Here is a 26,464-nt window from a genome sequence, read left to right as displayed (position 1 = left end):
ATGTTGGTTTATCGGGCTAAGTGTTGGTTGATTTATTACTAAACTGAGTTAAAATTATAGTATTCAGACGAATATTAACCTTTTGTTAAACTTGAAAGATGCAATTTTAGCATAAAGTTAACATGTGAGAAAATAGCCGGGGCTAACTGTGTATTACTTTTGCAGTGGTCAAAAAAACGGCTGAATCCTAACTGTAAAACGGAATCAGATTGTATTCAACATTTCTACTATGAGACAAAAACGTTTACTAATTAATTTCTTCCTGACAGCGATGTTCGTCCTCGTAGGACAACTTGCAATTGGACAGGGAGTCACAACCGGTACAATCACTGGGGTTGTACACGATGCTTCTGGTGAAGGACTTCCCGGTGCAAACGTTGTGGCTGTACACCAACCTTCAGGTACAACCTATGGAGCATCTACCCGTCTGGACGGACGCTTCACTCTTCCTAACGTACGTGTAGGTGGCCCTTACAAAATCACAGCAACCTTTGTTGGCTTTGAGGACCAGGTAATTAACAACATCAACGTTGCGGTTGGACAGAACCTTTCGCTGGATATCAATATGGATGAGACTGCTACTGAGCTGGCAGAAGTTGAAGTTTATGGTGAGCGTGATAATATCCTTAACAGTGAGCGCACCGGAGCTGAGACGAAAGTAAGTGAAGAGGATCTTACCAACCTTCCTACTATCTCAAGGGACCTGAATGATTTTGCCCGTCTTACGCCACAGGCCAGCACAACGGGTAGTGGTATTTCTGTGGCTGGTATCAACAACCGCTTCAACTCTATATATATTGACGGTGCGGTAAACAATGACGTATTCGGTCTTGCTGCTTCCGGTACTAACGGCGGTCAGACTGGTATTTCTCCTATCTCACTTGATGCTGTTGAAGAACTTTCTGTAGTTGTAGCCCCTTACGATGTTCGTCTTGGTGGTTTTGCCGGTGGTGGTCTTAACGCCGTTACCCGTGCAGGTACTAACGAATTCGAAGGTTCTGCTTATTACTTCTTCAGAAACCAGGACTTTACCGGTAAAACTCCCGGTGAACTGCTTGAAGATGGTGAAGAAGGTGAGAAAATCGCTGATTTCACTTCAAAAATTTACGGTTTCAGAGTAGGTGGTCCAGTTATTAAGGACAAGCTTTTCTTTTTCGTGAACGGTGAGATCGAAAGAAGAGAGCAGCCTAATCCTTTCAGCCTCGACAGATACAATGGTAATGCCACCCGTGCAGAACTTGACAACCTTCGTAGCTTCCTGATCAACAATTACAATTATGATCCGGGAACATATGAGTCAAATGTAGAAGAGACTAACAGTGACAAGATTCTTGCTCGTCTTGATTGGAACATCAATCAGAATAACAAACTGAAGCTTCGTCACAGCTACACATACGGTGAAAACTATTCACCTTCTAACTCAAGCAACAGTAGCATTAATTTTGCTAATAGTGGAGTTTTCTTCCCTAGTACGACTAACTCTACTGCTCTTGAGCTTAACAGTACCTTCGGTAACTTCTCTAATAACCTTATCCTGGGTTACACAACTGTTCGTGATGACAGAGACCCAATCGGCGGAGATTTCCCTAACATCTTCTTCGATGATGAGAACGTAACAATTGGTAGTGAGCCTTTCTCTACTGGTAACCAGTTAGACCAGGACATCTTCACTATCACTGATAACTTTACCTGGTACAAAGGTAACCATACAGTTACTGTTGGTACTCACAACGAGTTCTACAGCATCTACAACCTGTTCATCCGCAGAGCTTATGGTAACTACACCTACTTCAGCATAGATGAATTCCTTGCAGGCGTAAGCCCCACAGAGTATCGTCGTCAGTACTCTCTTCTTGATGATGTGCCTGGTGATGGTTCTGCAGCAGGTGCTGAATTCAACGCCTTCCAGCTTGGATTCTACGTACAGGACGAATTTTATGCTACTGATCGTCTGAAACTGACAGGTGGTCTGCGTATGGACATTCCTGTGTTCAGTGATGAGCCTGTTGTTGATGAGAACTTTAACAACAATGTTCTTCCTGAGCTTGCCCAGTACTACGACCTGAACGGCGCACAGGCTGGTCAGCTTCCTTCTTCAAAAGTAATGTTCTCTCCCCGCTTAGGATTTAACTGGGATGTGAACGGCGACAGATCTACTCAGGTTAGAGGTGGCCTTGGTGTATTCACCAGCCGTCTTCCTTTCGTATGGCTGGGTGGTGCTTTCACCAACAGTGGTGTGATTCTGGGTGAAGTTCGCGAAAGAGGTGACTTCAACGGTGGCCGACGCGATCCTATTTCATTCCCTAACGGTGACCCGGTAGCTTTCCGTCCTGACGTTAATAATCAGTACACAAATGGTGATTTCGGCGGATCTGATGTTGCCGGTGGACAGATTGACCTTTTTGCTGAAGACTTCAAACTTCCGCAGGTATTCAGAGCTAGTGTCGCAGTAGATCAGCAACTTCCTGGTGGTATTATCGGTACCCTTGAGTTCCTTTACACTAAGACCATCAACAATGTTAATTACACCAACATTAACAAGCTGCCTCCTACGGAGCTCATGAACGGTGAAGATGACCGCCCTGTATACGGGGGTTCTATCACCGGTGAATATGAGGATGTGCTTCTTGCTACTAACACTAACCGCGGTTACACATACAACCTTACGGCTCAGTTGCAGAAGAACTTCGAGAGTGGTCTTTCACTGAATACTTCTTACACATTTGGTAGAGCAATGGCCCTTAACGATGGTACTTCTTCTCAGAACTCTTCTCAGTGGAGATACATGGAGAACGTCAATGGTCGTAACAGACTTGATCTTTCATACTCTGACTTCGACTTGGGTCACAGAGTTATCGCTGCTGCATCTTACAGCAAAGAGTATTTGAATAACTTCCGTTCTACTATCTCAATGTTCTACAATGGTCAGTCAGGGCAGCGTTACTCTTATATCTACGAAGGAAACGTAAATGGTGAAGACTTCAGCAGTGCTGACCTGATCTATGTGCCTTCTTCGCTTGAAGATTCTCGCCTGGTTGACATCCTTGACAGTGATGACAATGTAGTAGTTACTGCCGAAGAGCAGTGGCAAGCGCTTAACAAGTTCATCGATGGTGATGACTACCTAAGCTCAAGAAGAGGTCAGTATGCTGAAAGAAACGGAAGCAGACTTCCTTTCACTAACATCCTTGACCTTCGCTTCCTGCAGGACTTCTACATCGAACTACCTAATGGTAAGCGTAACACCCTTCAGTTTAGCGTGGATATCTTTAACTTCACTAACCTTCTTAACAAGGACTGGGGTACAAGATACTTCACCAGCAATGACAACTTTGAGCTAATCAGAGTAGTAAATGATGGTGAGGATGCTGAGTTCAACTACATCTATGATGGTGACCTGGACATCAAAAACGTTAGCGATAACGGTTCAAGTGCCTATGGCTCACGCTGGCAGATGCAGCTTGGTCTTCGCTACATCTTTAACTAAGATATAGGTAGAATACCTTACTAGATAGAACCACCCGCCAGCTCGCGGGTGGTTTTTTTGTGTCTATTACAGTAATTAGACACATGGATACCGTTTTAAAATGAAAAATATAGTCGTATCAACCAATTTTCCCTTATTTGCGTTACAATTCCTGATTAGGGAAAGATCAAATGCTATATCACAAAGTATATAATAAGAACGAGGCCGCCGATTGGGTCGTGTTTGTACACGGCGCAGGGGGGAGCAGTTCCATTTGGTATAAGCAGGTAAGAGAATACAGAAAGGAATTTAATGTACTGCTTGTTGATCTCAGGGGCCACGGACGCTCCCAGAACCTGATGGAGGAGTACTTTAAGGACCCCTACAGCTTTGATGTTATCAGCCAGGATGTACTCCAGGTGCTTGATTATTTACAAATAGAAAAAGCCCACTTTGTTGGCATCTCACTCGGCACCATTATCATCCGTAATATAGGGGAGATAGCACCGGAACGGGTGGCATCCCTTATCATGGGCGGGGCCATTGCAAGGCTCAATTTCAGAAGCCGCTTTTTCGTGTCTCTTGGTAACCTCTTTAAGAAGGTAGTGCCCTTCATGTGGCTCTATCGGTTTTTTGCATGGATTATCATGCCTAAACAGAATCATAAAGAGTCGCGAAGCCTGTTCATTCGCGAGGCACAGCGCGTAGCCCGCAAAGAATTTTTGAGGTGGTTCAGGCTCACTGGTGAACTGACCCCATTGCTACGGATTTTCCATGAAAATGAACTTAAAGCCCCTATTCTCTACATCATGGGGAGTGAGGATCATATGTTTTTAGGTCCCGTTAAAGAGTTGGTGAAAAATCAGAAAAACTCCGCATTGAGAGTTATTCAGGATTGTGGACATGTTGTCAATGTAGAGTGTCCGGATATTTTCAATGAAGCCTCTATGGCATTTATCGGGCAGAACGACTCCAATAATACCCAATGGGCATGAAAGAAGGGCAGCATTTATAGCTACCCTTCTTTAAAGGTTAAAAAATGACTATCCACCAAAAAGTTTAGAGATCTACCAGTGGCTTGAAATGTCAGGTTCAACTTTCACTGGTAGCCTTCGAAAGAGCAGGTGGTGATTTAATCCCCTGAAACCTTCCATTATCCCTTATTAATTTGAGCTAACTTAAGCCATGCCAGCTATGCTTAGTTTTAATCATTTCTTTTTATCGACTTCTGGTTGAATATACGTTGAGAGTAAGCCCTACGGATCTACTATCTTCTTTTATAATTTATATCTGTCTGAGGGTGAGTCGATAAATATACATTTAGAAGTTGAGTCATTCGGACTGGTAACTATTTGCCGCACCGGACTATACCGTTCATGTAAATTCAACATGCGAAAAGAGGCTGGTGACAATCTTATTTACCTTGCAATGGATTAAAATAGCGGTGAAAACCCCCTGTTATAGGTAATGCAACTCTCCTTAAGGAATTGCGATAAAGGAAAAAAGGCTGTACATACATTTATCCCTTTATACATTTAACTTTTAATTGGGTGAGTTACATCCAATATTCTTTCTCTCCGGCTATTGGTTGTTAAGCAAAGTTGACAGCGGATACTTTTTATCACGATCAGTACTTTTTACTCTAACCCCAGGGCTGTTTGATCGTAGTTATCGTTATCCATATGTCCAGATTCTGCATATTAATATGAGTAAAGCAGTAAAAAGCACCCTGACCGTTCTAATTATTCTGGTCGTTTTATTTTTGATCGCATGGCCCAAGCTTGATTTCCTTCATGGAGAAGACAAGGCACAAGAGCCTTCCGGAAACAGCAGTATGAAGGCCGAACAGATTCCGGTCAATGTGGTCGTGGTAGAAGAACAAACCGCCAATCAGAATATCCGCATTACCGGCACTATTCAGGCCAATGAGTCAGTAGAATTACGCAGTGAAGTTAGTGGCAAGGTAACCAGGATATATTTTGATGAAGGGCAGCCTGTGAATCGTGGTCAAATGCTGGTTACAATCAACGACGAAGAGCTAAGAGCTCAGATGGAGAAGCTCAAATACACCCAGCAACTTTATAATGAAACTGAGCAGCGACAAAAGAAACTTCTCGAGAGAGAAGCCATCAGTCAGGAAGAATACGACATCGCCCTCACCGAATTAAAAACAGCTACCGCAGATATTAAGCTTCTGCAGGCTCAGATAGCCAAAAGCCAGTTGAGAGCACCATTCTCCGGTATAATTGGCCTCAGGTTTATAAGTGATGGTAGTTACATAACCCCTAGTGATCCTATTGCTACACTTTACAATCTTAATCCTGCCAAGATAGAATTCAGTATTCCCGGCAAGTATGCCGAAAAGGTGCAGGAGGGAGATAGTATCCGTTTTAATGTAGAGTCAATGGAAGGAACCTTTAAAGGTCAGGTCTATGCCATAGAGCCACGCATCGACCCTTCCACACGCACAGTACTGGTTAGAGCAAAGAGCGATAATACAGATAAGCGCCTGCTACCAGGTCAGTTTGCAAGAATAGAACTTACGCTCGGCCGCACAGAGAATGCACTTATGGTACCTTCCCAGGCCGTGATTCCAGAACTGGACGGCCACAAAGTATTTGTGGTGAAAGAAGGAAAAGCACAGGCTAAAAAGGTGACATTGGGCACCCGTACAGAACTGGCTGTTGAAGTTACCGAGGGGCTTGCGCCAAAAGACTCGGTAATCACCACCGGAATTCTTCAGATTCGTGAAGGCTCCGAAGTAGATCCATTCATAGAAGCAGCAGATTAACATGGCCTCATTATCATCCATAAGTGTAAATCGTCCGGTATTGGCTATAGTGATGTCCATCGTGATCATCATTTTCGGAATTATCGGGTTCTCCTTTCTGGGGGTACGTGAGTACCCCAGTGTTGACCCGCCCATCATTACCGTAAGTACCTCTTATACTGGTGCAAATGCAGAAGTAATTGAGAGCCAGATCACCGAGCGGCTGGAAGAAAGCATCAATGGCATTGCCGGTATTAAGAGCCTTACCAGTGTAAGCCGCGAAGGACGTAGCACCATTACCGTAGAGTTCGAGTTGGGTGAAGACCTCGAAGCAGCAGCTAATGACGTGCGTGATAAGGTGTCCAGAGCCAGGCGTGAACTTCCCGAGGACGCAGACCCTCCTATTGTGTCAAAAGCAGATGCCGATAGTCAGCCCATCGTATTTCTAAATGTGAAAAGTAACCGGCGGAATCTGCTGGAACTATCAGACCTGGCAGAGAACGTCTTTAAGGAGAGATTTCAAACCATATCCGGGGTATCCGAGGTGCGAATCTGGGGAGAACGTCGCTACTCCATGCGCCTTTGGATGGATCCTGAAAAAATGGCCGCTTACGGCCTTACCCCCCTGGATGTTCGAAACGCCGTGGACAGTGAAAATGTGGAGCTACCCAGCGGCAGGGTAGAGGGGCTAAATACCGAGCTTACCGTTCGTACCCAAGGTAGGCTTGCTGAGCCTGAAGAGTTCAACAACCTTATTATTAAAGAGGATAATAATAACATTGTAAAGTTCAGCGATATAGGCTATGCCGAGCTCGGGCCGGAAAACTTCCGTACCATTTTAAAGCGTGACGGTGTACCAATGGTAGGCGTGGTCCTCGTACCTCAACCCGGCTCCAACAGCATCGATATTGTCGATGAGTTTTATAAAAGACTTGAAGATATTAAGAAGGATATTCCTGAGGACATAGAGCTGGGTATCGGGTTTGATACTACAGAGTATATCCGCGAGTCCATTTCAGAGGTGCAGCAAACTATTGCCGTCGCCTTTATCCTCGTGTTTGCCGTTATATTCATCTTCCTGCGCGACTGGCGTACCACCATTATTCCGGTTATAACCATCCCTATTGCCTTAATCGGTACCTTCTTCATTATGTATGCCGCCGACTTCTCCATAAATGTACTTACCCTACTCGGCCTGGTGCTGGCCATTGGCCTTGTGGTAGATGATACCATCGTGGTGCTGGAGAATATCTATACAAAAATTGAAGAAGGAATGCAGCCCCGCAAAGCAGCCTTTGAAGGAGCCGAAGAGATATTTTTTGCTGTTATATCCACTACTGTGGCCCTCGCTGCTGTGTTTTTGCCTGTTATCTTCCTTCAGGGATTGACCGGCAGGCTCTTCAGAGAGTTCGGTGTTGTCGTGGCCGGGGCTGTAATCATTTCCAGTTTTGTGGCCCTTTCACTTACCCCCATGTTATGTAGCCGGATCCTTAAAAAGCGCGAGCGGCATAACGTGTTTTATCGCAGAACTGAAAAGTACTTTAAAGGACTTAATGAACGCTATAACCGCTCATTGGAAGCGTTTATGGCGAAGCGGTGGCTGGCTTTTGTCGTGATGGGAGTATCCATAGGTGTTATGGCCTTACTCTTTGTTACCCTCGATAGTGAACTCGCTCCCTTGGAGGACCGTAATGGCTTTCGGATAATGGCTAGCGGGCCGGAAGGCACTACCTTTGATTTCATGGACCGCTATGTGGATGAGGTCATCAACAGAATTGATAATGATATTCCGGAAGCCAAAGCAGTCATCTCAGTAACATCCCCCGGTTTCGGAGCTAGTAGCTCAGTGAACTCTGCCTTTTGGCGTGTAATGTTGATCCCTGCTGAGGAAAGAGATCGATCACAGCAACAAATAGTAGACGCCTTTACCCCCGTTATCGGCTCCATGACAGCTGCCCGTGCCTATGTCTCACAAGAGCAGTCTATAGGTAACCGGCGAGGAGGCCTGCCTGTACAATATGTACTGCAGGCTCCGGATATAGACAGGCTTAAAAAAGTCCTGCCCCAGTTTATGGAAGAAGTAAGAGCCAATCCTGCCTTTACGTTTGCAGACCTGGATCTTAAATTCAATAAGCCGGAGTTGGAAATAAAGATAGATCGGGAAAAAGCCCGCAAGATGGGTGTGAGTGTGCGCGACATTGCCAGTACGCTCTCACTTGGCTTGAGCGGTCAGCGCTTTGGCTATTTTATAATGAACGGTAAGCAGTATCAGGTTATTGGACAGATGCTGGACCGTAACCGGAATGAGCCCCTTGACCTTAAATCTATTTATGTCAAAAATAACAGAGGTGAACTGATACAAATGGATAATCTGGTATATATGGAAGAGCAGAGTGCCCCCCCTCAGCTATACAGGTTTAACCGTTTCACTTCTGCCACCGTCTCCGCTCAGACTGCCGCAGGTGTTACCATTGGGGAAGGAATAGCTATTATGGACGAGATTGCGGCAAACCTGCTGGATGAGAGCTTCTCCACTTCACTGGACGGACCCTCAGCCGAGTTTCAGGAGAGCAGTAATAGCCTCTATTTTGCCTTTGGCTTCGCACTTATACTTATATACCTCGTACTTTCCGCCCAGTTCGAGAGTTTTCGTGATCCTTTCGTGATCATGTTTACCGTGCCTCTGGCCATGGCAGGAGCTCTATTGACGCTATGGTATTTCAATGAGACACTAAACATCTTCAGCCAGATTGGTATCATCATGCTGATAGGTCTGGTTACTAAGAATGGTATTCTGATCGTGGAATTTGCCAGCCAGCGAAAGGCAGAAGGTATGAGCAAGAAGGAGGCCATTATCGGAGCTGCAGAGGCCAGGTTCAGGCCAATTCTCATGACGAGTCTTTCTACCATCCTCGGCATTCTCCCCATTGCGCTGGCTTTGGGCGCAGGCTCCGAGAGCCGTGTTTCCATGGGCATCGCGGTTATTGGAGGACTCATTTTCGCTACTGTACTTACTTTATATGTTATTCCTGCCATCTACACCTACTTTTCCAGCAGCGAAAAGAGAGTGGCAAGGACCTAATACTGACTTATGCATTCAACGTATATCGCCTGCATACTCATCTTTCTGTTTTCTGGAGTGGCACAGGCCGGGAGTATATATTCTTCGGACGAAATAATACCCGAAGCCGATACCCTTCGCTTTGATGAAGCAATGGCTTTAGGCCTTGAAAACAACTATGGCATCCTGCTGGCCAAAACGGATGCCGAGGTGGCCGGAACAAACTATGACTATGCCAAGTACTCCTTCTTTCCGGAAGTAGAGGCTAACGGCAGGAGAACATGGACCCGGGAAAACCTGACTCAGCGCTTCAGTGAACAGACTGATAGTACTGAAGGGATTGTAGTACGCGAAATACCTAATGCCCGTAGTAACCAGCTCGCATATAGCGTGGATGCTACATGGCGTGTTTTTGATGGCCTGGGAATGTTTATTGCCTACGATCGCCTGGAATCGCTAAGGGATATGTCCGACCTGAATGTTCGCATGACTGTAGAGAATACGGCGGCCTCCATAGCCGAGCTATATCACCTGGCTGTGGCAGAACAGACCGTTCTGGAAGTTCTGGAGAATAATGTCCAGCTAAGCCAGGAACGCCGTGACATAGCCTATTATAAATATGAGGTGGGCAGAAGCAGTAAGCAGGAGTACCTGCAGGCCCAGGTTCAGGTAAATGCCGATAGTTCTGCCGTGCTGGATCAGGTAGCCCGGTTACGTACAGTTAAGGTAGATTTGAATAACCTCCTTGCGAGAGACCCTCAGGCAAACTTCTACGTAACCTCAACTATTGACCTTGATTCTCTTCCTCCTTTGGATAACCTGCGAAACACCTTGGTTTCTGAAAACCCCTCTTATCAGCGGGCCCTGCATATGCAGGAGGTAGCAGATTTCGAAAAGAAGGCTGTTCGAGCTGAGAGGTATCCTACCCTTGACCTGATAGCCTCATACAGCCATACCGAATCCGAGTCTCAGGGCTTCTTCAGAGGTACTGCATCAGATGGTTTTACCTATGGTGCCCAGATAAGCCTCCCTGTCTTCCGCCGGTTCGATATCAGAAGACGTGAAGTAGTGGCTGACCTGAATATTCGTAGCGCCAGACTACAGACTGAGCAACTTGAGCAGGAATTGCTAAGTCAATTGCAGAACGCCTGGATAGACTATCTGAACAACCGTAGTTTACTTGCCCTGGAAAGAAAAAACCTCGAACTGGCACGCGAAAATGCAGCCATAGCACTGGACCGGTATAAACTTGGTAATGCCACCGCATTGGAAAGCCGTGAGGCACAGGTTAACGCCGTAGAGGCGGAGAGTCGGTTAATTTCAGCAATATTTGATACCAAAATGGCTGAAATTTCCTTGAAAAGGATCAGTGGCACCATTCTAAGATAATCCCTCATTTCTGGCACGGTATTAGCACTATTCCATGATAATCTTTTAGCCGCTACCTGGGGCGGATTGATAAAAAGGGAACATGGGTTACTTTTTTATTACATCATGCATTAAGTAGCAAGTCCCCGGATTAGGTGCTATACAGTTACTTTTGTTATCGGGGACATAGGGTGAAACATCCTATGTGTTTTTCCGTTTAGTTACTATTGTGCGGAAATTGTTAGTTTTTTCTAAAACTAAGTTGTAATTTTCTTTTTCCGCCTCAGCCCTGCGCTGATAAAAAGGCAGAATTATGAGATTTATCTCAATAAAATATCGAATCAAACAGCATAGCAAGAGGGCGGTTTTTTGCCTATCGGCGATGTTTATTACATTAATGCCAACCTCTTGTAAGCAGTCAACCAGGGAAAGTCGTAGTGACTCGGAAGTAGCCGAGGAGCGTGTAATAGACCCGGTCGCCTTTGATTTAGAAAAAATTAAGGAGCGGGGAACCCTGAGAGCTATCATAGATAATAGTTCCACAGGATACTTTGTATACAAAGGTCAACCCATGGGATATGAGTATGAACTACTCACCTTACTGGCAGATCATCTCGAAGTCAAGCTCGAAATCCTTCCCACTGTAGATATTGATGAAGCTTTTACCAAACTAAATAAAGGCGAAGGCGATATTATCGCGCACAACCTCACCATTACTAAAGACCGTAAGGAAAAAGCTGAGTTTACTGACCATCTCTACACGGTAAAACAGGTACTCGTGCAGCGCAAGCCGGACAACTGGCGTAAAATGAAACGCCACCAGATAGAAGATGCCCTGGTTCGTAACCCCATCGACCTTATTGGCAGAGAAGTATACGTGAGGAAGTCCTCAAGCTACTTCACGCGTTTAGAAAACCTTTCTGAAGAGGTTGGCGGAGATATTATCATCGTAGAAGATTTTGCAGATGTAGAAACAGAGCGGCTTATACGAAAAGTGGCCGAGGGTGATATTGAATATACTGTAGCAGATGAAGACATAGCTATGGTTAATGCTACCTACTACTCTAACCTGGATGTCAAAACAGCCATCAGCTTTCCTCAAAGAATTGCCTGGGGGGTGCGTAAAAATGCTCCCGGACTTTTAACAGAAGTGAATGCATGGCTTGAGAGAATGAAGAAAAAGCCAGAGTTCTACGTTATTTACAAGAAGTACTTTAAGAACAATAAGGCCATCCAGAAGAGAGGACAAAGCCAGTATGCAAGCTTTGCAGGTAATAAAATATCCCCTTATGACAGCCTGATCAAGGATGCCGCATCTACCATAGGGTGGGACTGGCGTCTGCTTGCTGCCCAGGTTTACCAGGAAAGTAAATTTGATCCATATGCCCAGTCATGGGCCGGAGCGGTAGGACTCATGCAGCTTATGCCATCTACTGCGGAGACATACGGTGCCAAAAACCTGTACAACCCTAATCAAAGCCTGAAGGCAGGAACTAAGTATATTGAGTTTCTGCAGGATATGTGGCTTGAGAAGGTGGCTGACTCTACCGAAAGGGTTAAGTTTGTGCTGGCTTCATATAATGTAGGTGCCGGTCATGTACTGGATGCTCGCGCCCTTTGCCGTAAGTATGGTAAAGACCCTGAAAACTGGGAAGACGTGGAATACTATCTGGTAAGAAAAAGCAAGCCTAAGTACTTTAAGGATCCGGTCGTAAATCAGGGATACTGCCGTGGAGAAGAGCCCGCCCAGTATGTGCGTAACATCCTGGAATATTATGACCACTATAACCGCCTCACCAGTAGTAACCAGCAGGCCTCACTACATCAGTTGCACCCTGTCCTGGCAGATGCAGGCTAGAGCTTCTGCGTATTAGTTTTTACGAATCCCTTTCTACTGCCTCAGCTGCCAGCCTGGCTGAATTAAGACATAACGGAATGCCTCCGCCCGGGTGCACACTTCCGCCACAAAAGTATAAGCCCTTGATATTCTTACTGAAATTAGCATGGCGTAAAAAGGCTGCGTATCGATTATTTGAGCTATTTCCGTATAACGCTCCCTGGCTGGAGCTGGTCTTAAGCTCAATGGTACGCGGATCCAGGACCTCCTCACAAGCTATCAGTGAAGCAATATTCTGCCCCAACATTCTCTTTAGTTTTTCCTGAATGCTATTTCTGGCCTGATCTATCAGTTTATCCCAGTTCTGCCCGTCATTATGTGGTGCATTAATCATAACAAACCAATTCTCACACCCTTCCGGAGCATCATCCTGCTGGTATTTAGAAGTGATATTAACGTAAATAGTCGGGTCTTTGTACAAAGTTTTCTTATCGAAAAGATTGTGAAACTCTGCCTTGTAGTCCTGACTAAATAAAATATTGTGCAGGTCCAGTTCATCGAATTTCCTGCGTATTCCCCAGTAAAAAATAATGGCAGAGCTACTTTTGGGTTGTCTTAAAAGCTTTTCAGGGTGTTTCTGGTCAGGCAATAGCTTACGATAAGTATTAACTACATCCATGTTGCTAACCACTGTATCGTAGTGCTCACCGCCTGCTTTTGTTTCCAAACCTGATACCTTTCCATTCGTCACCGATATACTATGTACAGGCGTGTCAAACCTGAACTGTACACCCTGTCTTTTTGCTAACTTAAATAGGCTTTCCGTGATACTATACATGCCCCCCTCAGGAAAATACGTGCCTATATTAAACTCCAGGTGAGGAATGATATTCATGGTGGCAGGAGTTTTGTACGGATCACTGCCATTGTAGGTCGCATAGCGATCAAATAGCTGCACCAGGTGTGGGTCTGTGAATCGCGAAGCATTTGCCTCATGCATGGTGCGAAAGAAGTCCATCTTATGAAGGCGGGTATAAGCATGTAATGCCTCTTTGTTCAAAAATGTAGAGGCCCTGTGCAGGCTGCGTTTCATGAATAAGTCGCCCAGCATACTGTATAACTTCTGGCTCTTATCCAATGCCTGGATCACTGCGGCAGGATCGTCCTTTACTTTTCCCTGAAGTTCCTGTAACAGCTTTTGCCTGTCAGTATAGGCGTATATATTCAGCCCATCTTCAAAAAAGTAATGGCAGGTGACTGGTAGCTGACGATAGGTAAAATGGTCCTCAGGATTTTCATCGCAGAGGATAAATAGTTCATCTACCAGCATGGGCATGGTAAATAAGCTAGGTCCCGCATCAAACCGGTAGCCCGCACAGTTAAAGGCTCTCAGTTTGCCTCCCGGGCCGTCATTAGCCTCATAAACAGTAACCTCATTGCCAGCTCTGGCCAGCCTTACAGAGGCTGCTATTCCTGCAATGCCTGCTCCTACGATCGCGACTTTCTTCTTTAATTTCATCCGTGCTGAGTGGTGCGCTGCAGAGCAGGCTCAGGCATGCTTTCCATCTCGTCTTTCAGGCGCGCCAGCATGGCTGAGTAATTGAGGCTCTCATAATTCTCAAAGGTAGCATTCATGTGCTTCATTACCACCTTCATAGCCCTGTCCTGTTGTACTCCCTTTTGCATAGCCTCCGAGTAGGGCATATGACTGAATGTAACCATTGAGTATAATGGCATCCACTGGTCGGGAAAGCGGTCGTGTAGTTTTGCCTCAATCTTTTTCTGAAGTAAAAACTGAGGGTCGGCCACACGGTCACGCATTTCGATGAAGTTGCTTAAGGCCAGCTCGGCGATTGCGTCTGCATCAGGTTTACGCATTAGCTGAAATTCCCGAAGTACCTCATCCAGATCCTCGTGCTTGTCCATCATTTTGTCCAGCAGATAGCAATCTTCAAACCCCGCATTCATTCCCTGGCCGTAAAAGGGTACGATCGCATGTGAAGCATCGCCCAGGATAAGAAACCTGTTAGCCACCCAGGGAAAGCACCGGATAGTGACCAGGCTGCTGGTAGGGTTTTCAAAATACTGCTCGGTCAGGTTAGGAATCAGCTCCGTTGCATCTGGAAAAGTCTCTTTAAAAAATAATTCTACCGCCTGTTGAGTAGTAAGGCTCTCAAAAGAGGGTTCTCCTGAAAAGGGAAAGAATAATGTACAGGTAAAGCTCTTATCCGGGTTAGGCAATGCAATAAACATAAAGCGCCCACGGGGCCATATGTGAAGTGCATTCTTTTCCATTGCAAAATGTCCCTCTGCTGTAGGAGGAATTGTTAGTTCCTTATAACCATGTTCAATGTAAAATTGCTCATAGTTAAAACGGTCCGTTTTCTCCATGGCTGATCGTATGGCCGAAAAAGCACCGTCTGCTCCAAGAATAAGGTCTGAGGTAATTTCGGTAATTCCTCCCGTATCAATATCCTCTATAGTAACCGTATTAGACGTAAGGTCCGCCGCAGTGCATCGTTTACCGAAATGAAAGACAGCCCCTCTTTCTTCTGCCTCATTGATCATAAGTTCATTCAGAAGCCCCCGGGGAATAGAATTAATATGTTGACCTGCTTTTCCATAGGGCTGAAAGCGTATGTCATTATCCGGACCATGAAGCATACGTCCTTTCATAGGAATCATAAGACTTCTGACTTTTTCATCCAGGCCCACATCATTGAGAGCCCTAAGACCCCGGTCGCTAAGGGCCAGGTTTATAGACCGGCCGCCATCCTGGCGGATTCGTCTCATGTCCTGACGTTTCTCATACACCACTACACGATAGTCCCTGCGTATCATGTAAAGGGCCAACAGGGAGCCAACGAGACCGGCTCCCATTATGGTTACTTCTTTATTTTGCGTGCTAGTCAAGCCTTATTTTCTAATTGTGCTACCGTATTTTTAATAATCACTCCAAGTGTAAATACGTCCATGAAGGTATTATATAGCGGGACCGGGGCTAGTCGTATCACATTGGGATTTCGGTAATCGGCTATGACACTGTTTTCAGTTATGCTGTCAAACATAGCCTTTGCGCTTTTTTCAAAGTACAGGCTAAGCTGGCATCCTCGTTTTTCCGGGTCGGCAGGGGTTATAATGCGGAAGATTGGGTGCTCCTTCCTGATTTCCTCCAGGATGAATTCCATAAAGCCGGTAAGCCTCACGCTTTTTTCACGAAGTCTTTCCATGCTCGCTTCATTGAAGATTTGCAATGAAGCTCTGACCGCTGCAGCTGACAAAATATTCATATTTGCCAAACGCCAGCCATCAGCCCCATATGAAGGGATAAAGCCTTTTTCCATCTTAAAGCGCTGTTTCTCATCATAGCCCCACCAGCCTGCCAGCCGGGGAAGGTCCGGGCGTTCTGCAAAACTCTCATTGATAAAAGCACCAGCCATAGACCCAGGGCCACTATTCAGGTACTTATACGTGCACCAAACAGCAAAGTCCACATCCCAATCATGCAATTGCAATGGGACATTACCGACGGCATGAGCCAGATCGAAACCTACCATAGTCCCTGCTTCATGACCGGCTTTTGTGATGGCCTGCATATCAAATAGCTGTCCCGTGTAATATTGGAGGCCACCAAACAAAATCAGCGCAGTAGAATCGCCATGCTTCCGGATAACTTCAAGTATGTCTTCATCATGAAGGGTAAATTCACCATCTCTCGGGCCTACTTCTATCACTGCCTCTTCCGGATCAAATCCATGCCATTTTACCTGTGACTCTATCACATACTGGTCTGAGGGAAAGGCTCCGGCTTCACAGATGATCTTGTAGCGCCCCGCAGTAGGACGGTAAAAGGTCACTAACATCAAATGGAGGTTAGTAGTGAGGTTGTTCATCGGTACTACCTCAGCTTCGCGGGCTCCGACGAGTTTGCTCATGGGGCCTTTCATGCTTTTATGATAATTATACCAATTATCATCTGCGTCACGGAAATGCCCGTCCACCGCTTTTTCTCTCCACACTTTCATTTCTGCTTCCAGGTAAGCGGAGGTGGATTTAGGTTGCAGGCCCAGAGAATTGCCACAGAAATAGATGGCTTCCCTGCGGTTTACTTCCGGGATGAAAAACCTGTCGCGAAAATCTGCGAGAATGTCCTCTTCGTCCAATTGGCGGGCAAGTTCCGCCGAAAAGCTATATTCCATATAAATTTTTGTACCTGCTAACAGCCAGTGGCTATTGCAGGAATTACTTCAATATGCTTATAAACTTATTTTCCTTAATGCCCAGCCATTCCATAGCATTGGCGGCAAGCATTTTCCTTTTGTCACTTTCGTTGAAGTCGGCATCATGAATTATGCGGCCCGGCTCGTGTTCACCCAAAGGAAAGGGGTAATCACTACCCATAAGTATCGTATCAGTACCCACTATCTCCGCAAGGTAGCGTAGCGTCTGCTCATCATGTACAGCAGAGTCTACGTAAAACTTCCCTATATAGTCAGCCGGGCTGATGGGATTGTCGATGGCACAGAGATCAGGGCGTACATTAAAGCCATGTACAATACGGCCGAGAGTAAAAGGAAAGGACCCGCCACCATGGGCAAAGGCCACCCTCAGTTTGGGGAGTCGCTCAAACACGCCTCCGAAAATCATAGAGCAAACGGCCAGACAGGTCTCAGCAGGCATACCTACAAGCCAGGGGAGCCAGTATTTGGGCATATTTTCTTTACCCATCATGTCCCATGGGTGCACAAGGATACAAGCCCCCAGTTCCTCAGCCGCCTCAAATATGGGGAAGAGCTCAGTTGAGTCCAGATTATGATTATTTATATGGGAGCCTATTTGCACCCCCGCCATATCCAGATCCTTTACACATCGCTCAAGCTCAGCTATGGCCAGGTCAGGCGATTGCATAGGTATAGTGCCAAGCCCTACATACCTGTTAGGGTATTTCCTGGTAATATCCGCAATATGGTCGTTTAGTATCCTGCTCAGGTCAAGGGCATCTTCGGGTTTGGCCCAGTAGCTGAACATAACAGGCACAGTACAAAGTACCTGCACATCCACGCCCAATTTATCGCACTCCTCTATCCGTACTTCAGGGTCCCAGCAATTGGCCTGTATTTCCCTGAAAAACTTTTCGTCAGCCATCATCCTGGCCGCCGTTGGCTTATGATGTTCAAGTCGAATAAATCCGCCATATCCATATCGCTCCCTCAGGTCCGGCCAGGTTTTAGGGAGGATATGCGTGTGCATGTCTATAGTTAGCATATTCCCCTTCATTTAATCCTGCGTTTTTGCCGCTTCCGGCTTTTCCATTACTGTACCACACTTATCACAGGTCCGGTGCTCTATATTTTCAAAAAAGTTATTCATGATAGCAGGTAGCTGATTTACAATATCCGAAACGTGAGCATATTCCTCGTACAAAAGGTTGCCACAGTTTTCACAGTACCATTGAAAGCCATCTTCCTGGCTTTTATCCCGGTATACTTCCATTACCAATCCTATACTGCCTGTTGTACGCTGCGGGCTGTGAGGCACATTTGGAGGTAATAAGAATATCTCGCCTTCTTTGATAGGGATGTCTACCGGTTTGCCATCTTCAATGATCTTAAGTACAATGTTACCTTCCAACTGGTAAAAGAATTCCTCTGTTTTATTAACATGATAGTCTTTACGGGCATTGGGTCCGCCAACCACCATTACAATAAAATCATCATTGGCTTTGAAAACCTGCTGGTTTCCCACCGGCGGCTTCAACAGGTGCCGGTGTTCGTCTATCCACTCTTTGAAGTTAAATGGTCTTCTAATGGGCATAAGCAGGGGTTTATGTTCGGTTAATCGGTTGACTAAATTAACAAAAAAGGATGGTAAAGGTATGATGAAATACAGAAACCATCATTTCCTTATATATTTATGGATTGAAAAGGACGCAAAGATTCTATGAACACAGACCTGAGTGGAAAGCGAGCCCTAGTCTGCGGTAGTACGCAAGGTATCGGAAAGGCCACAGCCCTTATGCTGGCCCGGTTAGGAGCTTCAGTTACCCTTATCGCCAGAAACGAGGAAAAGCTTAAAGCGGTAATAGACCTGCTGCCCGGAGATTCAACATCACATAGCTACCTGGTGGCTGATTTTGTAAACCCTGAGGAGGTTGAGCAGAAAGTAAAAGCGTATGTGGCTGGTAACCCCGTACATATTCTTATCAATAATACCGGGGGACCAGCTGCAGGCCCGGTGCTGGGGGCCGAATCTGCCGCCTTTGAAAAGGCTTTTCGCATGCATCTTCTGTGCAATCACGTGCTGACTCAGGCGGTGGTGCCAGCCATGAAATCCGATGGTTATGGCCGTATTATCAATGTGATCTCAACCTCTGTTAAGGAGCCTATTCCTGGCCTTGGAGTTAGTAATACCATCAGGGGAGCAGTGGCTAATTGGTCTAAAACACTCTCAAAAGAAGTTGCTCCACATGGTATCACTGTAAATAATGTACTTCCAGGGGCTACATCTACCGACCGCCTGAGTAATCTGATCAAAAATAAGTCTGAAAAGAACGGTACTTCCGAAAAGGAAGAAGAGGAGGCAATGCTCAGCAAAATACCAGCCGGTCGTTTTGCCCACCCGGATGAGGTCGCCTCGGCCATTGCCTTTCTTGCGTCACCTGCCGGCTCATATGTTACCGGTACTAATTTACCTGTAGACGGTGGCCGGCTTGGCTGCCTTTGAAATAGAAAAAATTTATATGAAAAGATATCCTGTATTCGACCTTCACTGTGACCTGCTTTCCTACCTGGCATCCCGGCCAAACTCCAACCCTTCTGATGCTGATGACATTGGCTGCGCCATTCCATTTCTGCAACGAGGCAGGGTAAGGTGGCAGGTGCTGGCTATATACTCTGGCACGGAAAAAGGAAGTGCGCACATGGCCGGAGAACAGGTTAATGCCTACCGGAGACTGATCAATAATTATGGGGATGTATTCACCCCGGTAACGTCACTGGATGACGCCAACGCCCTGACGGCAGGCTCTAAGATCGGGGTTACAGTAAGTATAGAGAATGCAAGTGGTCTTTGTGAGGAGGACGAAACCCTGGAAAGGGCTTTTGAACGGCTGGAAAATATTATTGAGGCTACCGGTAGGGTGATTTATATAGGCCTCACCCATCATGGTGAAAATAGATTTGGCGGAGGTAATACCACAACTGCCGGTCTGAAAGATGATGGTAAGGCCCTGCTGGAGTATCTAAATGGTAGAAAGATAGCGATAGACCTGGCGCATACCAGCGATGCTCTGGCTCATGGCATACTTGACTACCTCACCAAAAAGAGCCTGGATGTTCCTGTCATCGCCAGCCATTCTAACTTCCGGCAGGTATTTGAGCACCCAAGAAACCTGCCTGAAGAACTAGTAAAAGAGGTTATAAGCAGAAAGGGGCTTATCGGTATGAACTTCCTCAGGGCTTATGTAAATAACGATGATCCTGATGCGCTGAGGCAGCATATCCTTCATGGGTTTAACCATGGGGCTAAAAATGCCATAGCCTTCGGGGCTGATTACTTTTATACTAAGGATCATCCGGACCCTACCCGTATACCTTTTTACTTTCCGGAGCACGCCAGTGCCGAACGTTACCCCAATGTACTGGAAAGTCTGCAGGGGGACCTGAGTGATAAGCAACTTACAGACCTTGCCTTCGGGAATGTGCTGCAGTTTGTAAACCGTGTCTGGAATGAAGGATAGGAAAAACTATATCGGAGGCAAATTTTTGCCGGCTGTAAATGGCGGTCTTCTAGATGTGGTGGCACCTGCCACAGAAAAAGTTTACGCACGCATACCTGATTCCGACGATCAGGATATTGCTCTGGCAGTAAAAGCAGCCGAGGAGGCTTTCCCCTCATGGTCAGGGTTATCTGCAGAGCAGCGGGCAGACCACCTCAGAAAAGTAGCCGATTCAATAGAAAGCTGTCTTGATGAATTAGCGGAACTGGAAAGCATTGATACTGGTAAGCCCGTATCCCTAGCTAAGCGGGTAGATATACCACGTGCTTCGGCTAACTTTCGTTTTTTTGCCAGTGCTGCAGAGCAGTTTTCTTCTGAGGCCCATATAGGATCTGCTATGCTCAATTATACCCACCGTCATCCATTGGGAGTTGTTGGGTGTATAAGCCCCTGGAACCTGCCTCTTTACCTGCTTACCTGGAAGATCGCACCGGCCTTGGCTGCAGGCAATACCGTAGTGGCCAAACCTTCAGAGGTTACTCCGCTAACTGCAGCCAGGTTAGGAGAGATCTGCCGTGATGCCGGCCTGCCTGATGGGGTGTTGAATATTGTTCACGGGCGTGGGACAAAAGCCGGCCAGGCCCTTGTGACAAATGCCACCGTAAAAGCTATAAGCTTTACGGGGGGAACAGCCACAGGCAGAGCAATAGCCACCCTGGCGGCACCTATGTTTAAAAAACTAAGCCTCGAACTGGGCGGTAAAAACCCCAGCCTGGTATTTGCTGATGCAAATTTTGATGAGGCCGTAGAAACCTCTGTACGCGCTGCCTTTACTAACCAGGGAGAAATATGCCTCTGTGGTTCACGTATATTTGTACAAGGGGATATTTATGATGAGTTTAAAAAGGCTTTTGTAAATAAGGTGAAGGTACTAAAAGTGGGGAATCCTTCGGAAAAGGATACGGATATAGGAGCTTTAGTCTCTGAAGAGCACCGGCAGAAGGTAATGAATTATGTGGACCTGGCGATAAATGAAGGTGGCAGAATACTTACCGGAGGAAAGGTGCCTGATCAACTAGCCCGGGGGTATTTCTATGAACCGACGGTAATAGAGGGACTCGATGCTTTTTGCCGTACCAATACCGAAGAGATTTTTGGCCCTGTGGTAACGATACAGCCGTTTTTTGATGAAGATGAGGCCGTGCGGTATGCTAATACTACCGAATACGGTCTTTCCGCCACAGTGTGGACACGTGACCTCGACCGGGCTCACAGGGTATCTTCCCGGATAAAAAGTGGTATAGTATGGATAAACTGCTGGATGATGCGTGATCTGCGCACCCCTTTCGGCGGAGTGAAAAATAGCGGGGTTGGCCGCGAGGGTGGCTGGGAGGCCATGCGGTTTTTTACAGAGCCTCAGAATGTCTGCATTAAAAGAAACTAAAAAAGGCCATTCACCTGTCGGCAAATGGCCTTTTCATTTATCATGTACTTATTAGCTCATACTTAGGGTAGGGTTTTTGGAAGGCACTATATTTCGTGGTTCTGTAAGCCTGGCTACACGGAAAGACCGCTTCACCTTATGACTGCAGTACCCACACTTATAATACTTTATTAACTCCCCTTCATCCTGAACGGAAGGCGCCTGCAGTATTTCTTCACGGGTCACTTTCAATGTCTGATAATTACATTCAGGGCATTTCAGTGCATGCAGGTGTCCTGCATACTTTTCAATCTGCGTATAGTTATTTTCCTCATCTATCCATACGTCATAGTCTATTGAGTAAATGTTTTCCTCAGCTTGCATACCCTCATCCAGGTATACATCCTCCTCATCTTCACTCAATAGTTTCATAGGCTTTCCACTCTTAGGAGAAAGACGGGGTTGGTAACGTAGCCTTTTCAATCGCTTCTCGATGTAGAAAGGGTAGTAGAAGCGAAGCATATTTGAGATGATCACCCCAATGATAAGTCCCAGCATTACGCTTACGAATATTCTAACGAAAAACCAGATGGTACCTGATTCATCGATTAGGGTATTAGCGTATACAGCAGCACCGATGATTAATAATATGCTGGCGTACCAGAGATTACTAATTTCATTACGGTTGATAAAGTCATATTTAGCCTTGGGGTTAGGCTGTACGGCAAGGCGAATGACATAAGCGAGTAAAACCAATGCAGCCAGTCCAAACACCACGAATGATGTTATCTGACCCCATTGATTCCAAATGCTAAGAGCATTTGCAGTATCCATTTCCATAACATTAAAATTTCTTAGATGGTAAAATCAAATCAATAGGCAGTAATTTTTTCTATAATATCCAGTCGCTTTCGCGAATAGGGTAACCTTTAAATTACAAAATGTTACCTTTTTCTGATGGATGTAAGTTAACATCCCTATCGCATGCTTATCAAATCACTAAGTATTGATAATGTGTGATTTATGATTACGAGGTATTTATTTATACCGAAAAGAAAGATTAGGTAACCACTTTCTTTATAAAATTTAGATAATTTTTATCAAAAAGTACACATGTTGATGGTGATATAACGCTGCACCTTATCACCTTCTGGTAGGCCTGAAACAAAAAAAGGGCCTCCGGGCCCTTTTAAGATCGTGATTAGCTATCTACAGGTTTTTCTTTAAAAACTCCGTCATCATCCTAAACAGGTGGTAACGCGTATTACCCCCGTATATGCTATGGTCCCGATTAGGGTAGTAAAAAGACTCAAACTGCTTACTATTGTAAATTAGCTGATCTTGTAACGCTACAGCATTTTGGAAATGTACATTATCATCACCAGTGCCATGGATAAGCAGATAATTGCCTTCAAGCTTTTCAGTATGGCTTAACGGGGAGAAGTCGTCATATCCGGAAGGGTTATCCTGAGGGCGCTGCAGGTATCGTTCTGTATAAATAGTATCGTAAAAACGCCAGTTAGACACAGGCGCTACAGCTATAGCCGTTGAGAATACGTCACTTCCGGTGAATAGGCAAAGACTTGACATGTAACCCCCATAGCTCCAACCAAAAATGCCTATTCGATCACTTGCTACATAAGGTAACTCAGCAAGTTGTTTGGCAACGGCTATCTGGTCCTCGCTCTCATATTTCCCCAATTGCTTGTAGGTGATATGTTTGAACTCCCTGCCCCTGGCACCGGTACCGCGGTTATCTACGCTTACTACGATGTAGCCCTGTGTGGCAAGGTAGTTAAGCCATAGTTCACGGGAACCAAAGTAAGTGTCAACCACAGTCTGTGAGCCAGGCCCCCCGTACACATACATGAAGACAGGATACTTCTTAGACTCGTCAAAATCATGTGGCTTTATCACATAGGCATTAAGCGGAGTACCATCAGCGGCTTCGAATTCTGTGAACTCATGTTGGCCGAATTGAAAACGGTCTATAGTATGGCGAAGGGTTTCGTTGTCCTCCAGCACCTTAATTTCCTTGCCTGAGGGCGCGCGGTGCAGGCTCTCTTTTATAGGCTCTCTGACAGACTCTTTGGTCTGAATATAATATTGAAAGTCAGGGCTGAAGTTTACAGATACTGTGCCATCACCTTTGCTCAGTTGCTTCTTTCCCTTTCCGTTCAGTTTAATACTATAAAGATGACGTTGCAGCGGACTGTTTTCAGTTGATATATAGTATACCAGAGCCCTTTTCTCATCCACGCCAATAAACTTGTCAACCACCCACTCGCCTTTTGTGATCTGACGTACCAGGCTACCATCCATCTTATGAAGGTAAATGTGTTTGTAGCCATCTTTTTCGCTTGTGCGTAAGAAATGTTTGTTATCAGAGAGATAAGTCAGATCATCAATGAAGTTAAGGTCTACATAGGTTTCAGACTCTTCAGAGAGGACTGTTTCAGTTTTTCCGGAGGAGGCATCTGCATGAAGTATATCAAGTTGATTTTGCAGGCGGTTCATACGGATTACAGACAGGATTTTGCTGTCCGGTGCCCAGTATATTCGGGGAATATACATGTCAGTTTCCTTGCCAGCATCTACCTTCACACTTTCACCCGCTTTGGTATCAAATATACTTATAGAAACTACAGAGTTGTCTTCCCCTGCTTTAGGGTATTTCAAAAGGTAGTCAGAAGGGTACAGGCCTCCCCATACCTGCATGTTATACTCCCTCACGGCGCTTTCATCAAAGGTCCAGTAGGCAATTTTGCTGCCATCAGGTGACCAGGCAAACGCTTTCGACATGCTAAACTCCTCCTCGTATACCCAATCTGCAGCCCCGTGTATTATCTTATTACGTTCGCCAGTAGTAGTTATGGCTGTGGTTTTACCTGAGGCCAAATCCTTCACATAAAGGTTGTTGTCCCTTACGTAGGCTACCATGCTGCCATCGGGTGAAAACGTAGCGTATGACTGTCTTCCCTCATTATCGAGTTTTTCCAGGCTGCCTTTTTCGAGGTCATATACAAAGTAATCGGCAATAGTCGAACGCCGATAGATGCTTTCAATGTTGCTTGCAAGAAGTACCTTACGCTCGTCTGCACTAAGGTCATATTCCCCATAGCGAAGAGGCTCCCCTTTATTTTCCAAGGTGTTTCCCTTTACAAGTGTTTGGACGCTTTCACCGGTTGTGATGTCATATTTATCAATATTTTCCCCGGACTCGCTACCGTTCTGGCTTGTGTAGTACCGACCATCTTTCATCCAGTTAATACCACGTATCTGCTGCTGACGAAAGGTTCCGGATAGAAAAATCTCCTCCAGCGTGAGTAGTTCCTTGTCCTGACCCACCACTGGCAGGCTAAGTATAATAATTGCAACCAGGGATAATAATCTCTTGGGAAATGTTAAAGTCATAGTATGTATGAAAATTTACTTCATCGTGCGCCCGGCCACTAAAAGGGGGCGGGGTTCACAGAAAGCCTAAATTTGCGAATTATCTAATAATAAACGAACTGCACTTGCTATCATTGAGTGGTGGCTAATTTTCCTGCGTCTCATAATAAACTGTTTTAAATACTATTTAATGTGATTTTTTAATGACCTATTGGTATTTAAATAAATAAAATATTAGCAAACAATTACCCTGTAACCATGTTTTACATGTGATTAGGTTGATATTTTAGCCTTTTCAAAATCAGTATAAAGGAATATATTTTTTTAACTATTTTCGAGAAAAACCTCTGACAGCTTTCTTTGAGGTTTATTTTTAGGAAACTCACGTATTCAATCAGTTAATCCATCTTTTAAATTTTATTTAGGTAATGAGAAGACTCACAAATTATGCCGCCCTTTTGGCAATGATGGGCGCTATTTTTCTATTTAGTTGCGGGGATGATGAAGAAATTGATCCGATTGGGGTAGGCGATAGCCCTGCTTTTACTTTTACTGGGGAAGATGCGGATAGTATCAACCGTACGGCTCCTGTATTCAGAGGGGCTGTGGGCGAGTCATTTGATGTAAATGTGGCAGTAAATGCTCCTAATGGCTTTAATGTACTCAGAATATATAAGGTTGTAGATGGCACCCGTACAGAAACACTGGAAGAGTACGTAAGGACCACTTCTGGTCAAACTGATTTCGATGCCAACTTTAGTTATGTTATTGAGGCAGAAGATGCAGATAATCTGACTGAAATCGAATTTGAGGCAGTGGATGACGAAAATGAAACTACGACCGAATCTATCGAGATCATTGTAAACGAACCGGCAGTGAATATGTACTCTGCTGTCCTATTAGCAGCGCCACTGGCTGACGGATCCAGTAATACGTTCTTTAGTTCAGAGAATGGAAATATATACTCTGATGATGATGTAACCGGTACTACTGAGGACATTAGCAGTACGATTGACTTTGGCTATTACTACGGTAATACTGATGCTGCCACCCTTGCCTCACCTGCTGCTTACCCTTCAGAAATTCTTTCGCTTAGCGGATGGAACACGTTAAATAACACTGAGCTACGCATAACCGCCCTTAGTTCAAGTCAGTTTAACGAACTTAACACGCCATCTTCGATACAGAATGCCTTCACTAACGCTACCGCAGGCGGAGATCCTGAAATCGCTTCAGGTCTTACTGCCGGTACGGTAATAGCGTTTATGACAGATACTGATAAGCCAGGTGGTGCCAACTATGGTGTGCTTATCGTGGATAGTATAATTCCCGGCACTGGTGCTGATGGTGAGATTCAGTTAACTGTGAAAGCTGTAAACTAATCTGACACATATTCGGCTTAGCGCTGAAAACCAAAAGGCCGCTCTAC

The 26,464-nt window shown here is 45.4% G+C and carries 17 protein-coding genes; 10 read left to right on the top strand and 7 right to left on the bottom strand.

Features of this window, described 5'->3' with window-relative positions; genetic code table 11:
• The first annotated feature begins 229 nt into the window (after positions 1-229).
• The 6 genes from AB9P05_RS06440 to AB9P05_RS06415 all read left to right on the top strand — a co-directional run bounded on the left by AB9P05_RS06440 (position 230) and on the right by AB9P05_RS06415 (position 12,523).
• Positions 230-3,487, top strand: coding sequence for a carboxypeptidase regulatory-like domain-containing protein (locus AB9P05_RS06440; protein ID WP_371907991.1), 3,258 nt, complete (start codon positions 230-232; stop codon positions 3,485-3,487).
• A 170-nt stretch (positions 3,488-3,657) separates the two neighbouring features.
• Entirely contained in the window at positions 3,658-4,461 is an 804-nt protein-coding gene (locus AB9P05_RS06435; protein WP_371907990.1) for an alpha/beta fold hydrolase, read from the top strand.
• A gap of 710 nt (positions 4,462-5,171) precedes the next feature.
• Positions 5,172-6,257: an efflux RND transporter periplasmic adaptor subunit gene (locus tag AB9P05_RS06430; protein WP_371907989.1), complete on the top strand. Its 1,086-nt coding sequence runs from the start codon at positions 5,172-5,174 to the stop codon at positions 6,255-6,257.
• Between the two features lies 1 nt (position 6,258).
• Positions 6,259-9,318, top strand: coding sequence for an efflux RND transporter permease subunit (locus AB9P05_RS06425; protein WP_371907988.1), 3,060 nt, complete (start codon positions 6,259-6,261; stop codon positions 9,316-9,318).
• A 9-nt stretch (positions 9,319-9,327) separates the two neighbouring features.
• Positions 9,328-10,686 (top strand): TolC family protein, encoded by a 1,359-nt coding sequence (locus AB9P05_RS06420; protein WP_371907987.1) that lies wholly within the window; start codon positions 9,328-9,330, stop codon positions 10,684-10,686.
• Positions 10,687-11,047: 361 nt separating this feature from the next.
• Positions 11,048-12,523, top strand: coding sequence for a transporter substrate-binding domain-containing protein (locus AB9P05_RS06415; protein WP_371907986.1), 1,476 nt, complete (start codon positions 11,048-11,050; stop codon positions 12,521-12,523).
• A gap of 19 nt (positions 12,524-12,542) precedes the next feature.
• Here the strand turns inward: AB9P05_RS06415 and crtD are convergent, their stop codons facing one another.
• Genes crtD through AB9P05_RS06390 form a run of 5 tightly spaced genes read right to left on the bottom strand, consistent with a single transcriptional unit; the run spans position 12,543 to position 18,316 of the window.
• The gene (gene crtD, locus AB9P05_RS06410) at positions 12,543-14,021 is read right to left on the bottom strand and encodes a 1-hydroxycarotenoid 3,4-desaturase CrtD (protein WP_371907985.1); all 1,479 of its coding nucleotides are present in this window, start codon (positions 14,019-14,021) and stop codon (positions 12,543-12,545) included.
• Positions 14,018-15,415, bottom strand: coding sequence for an FAD-dependent oxidoreductase (locus AB9P05_RS06405; RefSeq protein WP_371907984.1), 1,398 nt, complete (start codon positions 15,413-15,415; stop codon positions 14,018-14,020). Before AB9P05_RS06405 ends, crtD begins: the two co-directional genes overlap by 4 nt.
• The gene (gene kynU, locus AB9P05_RS06400; RefSeq protein WP_371907983.1) at positions 15,412-16,701 is read right to left on the bottom strand and encodes a kynureninase; all 1,290 of its coding nucleotides are present in this window, start codon (positions 16,699-16,701) and stop codon (positions 15,412-15,414) included. Before kynU ends, AB9P05_RS06405 begins: the two co-directional genes overlap by 4 nt.
• Positions 16,702-16,744: 43 nt before the next feature.
• Positions 16,745-17,779 (bottom strand): amidohydrolase family protein, encoded by a 1,035-nt coding sequence (locus tag AB9P05_RS06395; RefSeq protein ID WP_371907982.1) that lies wholly within the window; start codon positions 17,777-17,779, stop codon positions 16,745-16,747.
• Positions 17,780-18,316, bottom strand: coding sequence for a 3-hydroxyanthranilate 3,4-dioxygenase (locus tag AB9P05_RS06390; protein ID WP_371907981.1), 537 nt, complete (start codon positions 18,314-18,316; stop codon positions 17,780-17,782).
• Positions 18,317-18,442: 126 nt separating this feature from the next.
• On the opposite strand from AB9P05_RS06390, the gene AB9P05_RS06385 reads away from it, so the two are divergent.
• Genes AB9P05_RS06385 through AB9P05_RS06375 form a run of 3 tightly spaced genes read left to right on the top strand, consistent with a single transcriptional unit; the run spans position 18,443 to position 21,663 of the window.
• Positions 18,443-19,225 carry an SDR family oxidoreductase gene (locus tag AB9P05_RS06385; RefSeq protein ID WP_371907980.1) on the top strand — a complete coding sequence of 261 codons (783 nt, stop codon included), beginning with the start codon at positions 18,443-18,445 and terminating at the stop codon, positions 19,223-19,225.
• Positions 19,226-19,241: 16 nt separating this feature from the next.
• A complete protein-coding gene (locus AB9P05_RS06380; RefSeq protein WP_371907979.1) occupies positions 19,242-20,240 on the top strand; it encodes a dipeptidase in 999 nt (332 codons plus the stop codon).
• On the top strand, positions 20,230-21,663 hold the full coding sequence (locus AB9P05_RS06375) for an aldehyde dehydrogenase (protein ID WP_371907978.1): 1,434 nt from the start codon (positions 20,230-20,232) through the stop codon (positions 21,661-21,663). The genes AB9P05_RS06380 and AB9P05_RS06375 overlap by 11 nt, the downstream gene beginning before the upstream one ends.
• A gap of 51 nt (positions 21,664-21,714) precedes the next feature.
• Here AB9P05_RS06375 and AB9P05_RS06370 read toward each other — a convergent pair whose 3' ends face one another.
• Both AB9P05_RS06370 and AB9P05_RS06365 read right to left on the bottom strand, forming a co-directional pair.
• Positions 21,715-22,482 carry a hypothetical protein gene (locus AB9P05_RS06370; RefSeq protein WP_371907977.1) on the bottom strand — a complete coding sequence of 256 codons (768 nt, stop codon included), beginning with the start codon at positions 22,480-22,482 and terminating at the stop codon, positions 21,715-21,717.
• Between the two features lie 369 nt (positions 22,483-22,851).
• Positions 22,852-25,056 carry a S9 family peptidase gene (locus AB9P05_RS06365; RefSeq protein ID WP_371907976.1) on the bottom strand — a complete coding sequence of 735 codons (2,205 nt, stop codon included), beginning with the start codon at positions 25,054-25,056 and terminating at the stop codon, positions 22,852-22,854.
• Positions 25,057-25,463: 407 nt separating this feature from the next.
• On the opposite strand from AB9P05_RS06365, the gene AB9P05_RS06360 reads away from it, so the two are divergent.
• Entirely contained in the window at positions 25,464-26,417 is a 954-nt protein-coding gene (locus AB9P05_RS06360) for a hypothetical protein (RefSeq protein ID WP_371907975.1), read from the top strand.
• The last annotated feature ends 47 nt before the right edge of the window (positions 26,418-26,464 follow it).

It is taken from the genome of Roseivirga sp. BDSF3-8, from assembly GCF_041449215.1.
GTDB lineage: Bacteria > Bacteroidota > Bacteroidia > Cytophagales > Cyclobacteriaceae > JBGNFV01.
Note: the sequence above shows the minus strand (reverse complement) of the source record. Positions and strands in the feature narration are given on the sequence as shown.

Bases quoted from the DNA above. Each gene is read 5' to 3' on its own strand.
- AB9P05_RS06440 (WP_371907991.1), top strand. From the start codon at position 230: ATGAGACAAAAACGTTTACTAATTAATTTCTTCCTGACAGCGATGTTC.
- AB9P05_RS06435 (WP_371907990.1), top strand. From the start codon at position 3,658: ATGCTATATCACAAAGTATATAATAAGAACGAGGCCGCCGATTGGGTC.
- AB9P05_RS06430 (WP_371907989.1), top strand. From the start codon at position 5,172: ATGAGTAAAGCAGTAAAAAGCACCCTGACCGTTCTAATTATTCTGGTC.
- AB9P05_RS06425 (WP_371907988.1), top strand. From the start codon at position 6,259: ATGGCCTCATTATCATCCATAAGTGTAAATCGTCCGGTATTGGCTATA.
- AB9P05_RS06420 (WP_371907987.1), top strand. From the start codon at position 9,328: ATGCATTCAACGTATATCGCCTGCATACTCATCTTTCTGTTTTCTGGA.
- AB9P05_RS06415 (WP_371907986.1), top strand. From the start codon at position 11,048: ATGTTTATTACATTAATGCCAACCTCTTGTAAGCAGTCAACCAGGGAA.
- crtD (WP_371907985.1), bottom strand. From the start codon at position 14,021: ATGAAATTAAAGAAGAAAGTCGCGATCGTAGGAGCAGGCATTGCAGGA.
- kynU (WP_371907983.1), bottom strand. From the start codon at position 16,701: ATGGAATATAGCTTTTCGGCGGAACTTGCCCGCCAATTGGACGAAGAG.
- AB9P05_RS06395 (WP_371907982.1), bottom strand. From the start codon at position 17,779: ATGAAGGGGAATATGCTAACTATAGACATGCACACGCATATCCTCCCT.
- AB9P05_RS06390 (WP_371907981.1), bottom strand. From the start codon at position 18,316: ATGCCCATTAGAAGACCATTTAACTTCAAAGAGTGGATAGACGAACAC.
- AB9P05_RS06385 (WP_371907980.1), top strand. From the start codon at position 18,443: ATGAACACAGACCTGAGTGGAAAGCGAGCCCTAGTCTGCGGTAGTACG.
- AB9P05_RS06380 (WP_371907979.1), top strand. From the start codon at position 19,242: ATGAAAAGATATCCTGTATTCGACCTTCACTGTGACCTGCTTTCCTAC.
- AB9P05_RS06375 (WP_371907978.1), top strand. From the start codon at position 20,230: ATGAAGGATAGGAAAAACTATATCGGAGGCAAATTTTTGCCGGCTGTA.
- AB9P05_RS06370 (WP_371907977.1), bottom strand. From the start codon at position 22,482: ATGGAAATGGATACTGCAAATGCTCTTAGCATTTGGAATCAATGGGGT.
- AB9P05_RS06365 (WP_371907976.1), bottom strand. From the start codon at position 25,056: ATGACTTTAACATTTCCCAAGAGATTATTATCCCTGGTTGCAATTATT.
- AB9P05_RS06360 (WP_371907975.1), top strand. From the start codon at position 25,464: ATGAGAAGACTCACAAATTATGCCGCCCTTTTGGCAATGATGGGCGCT.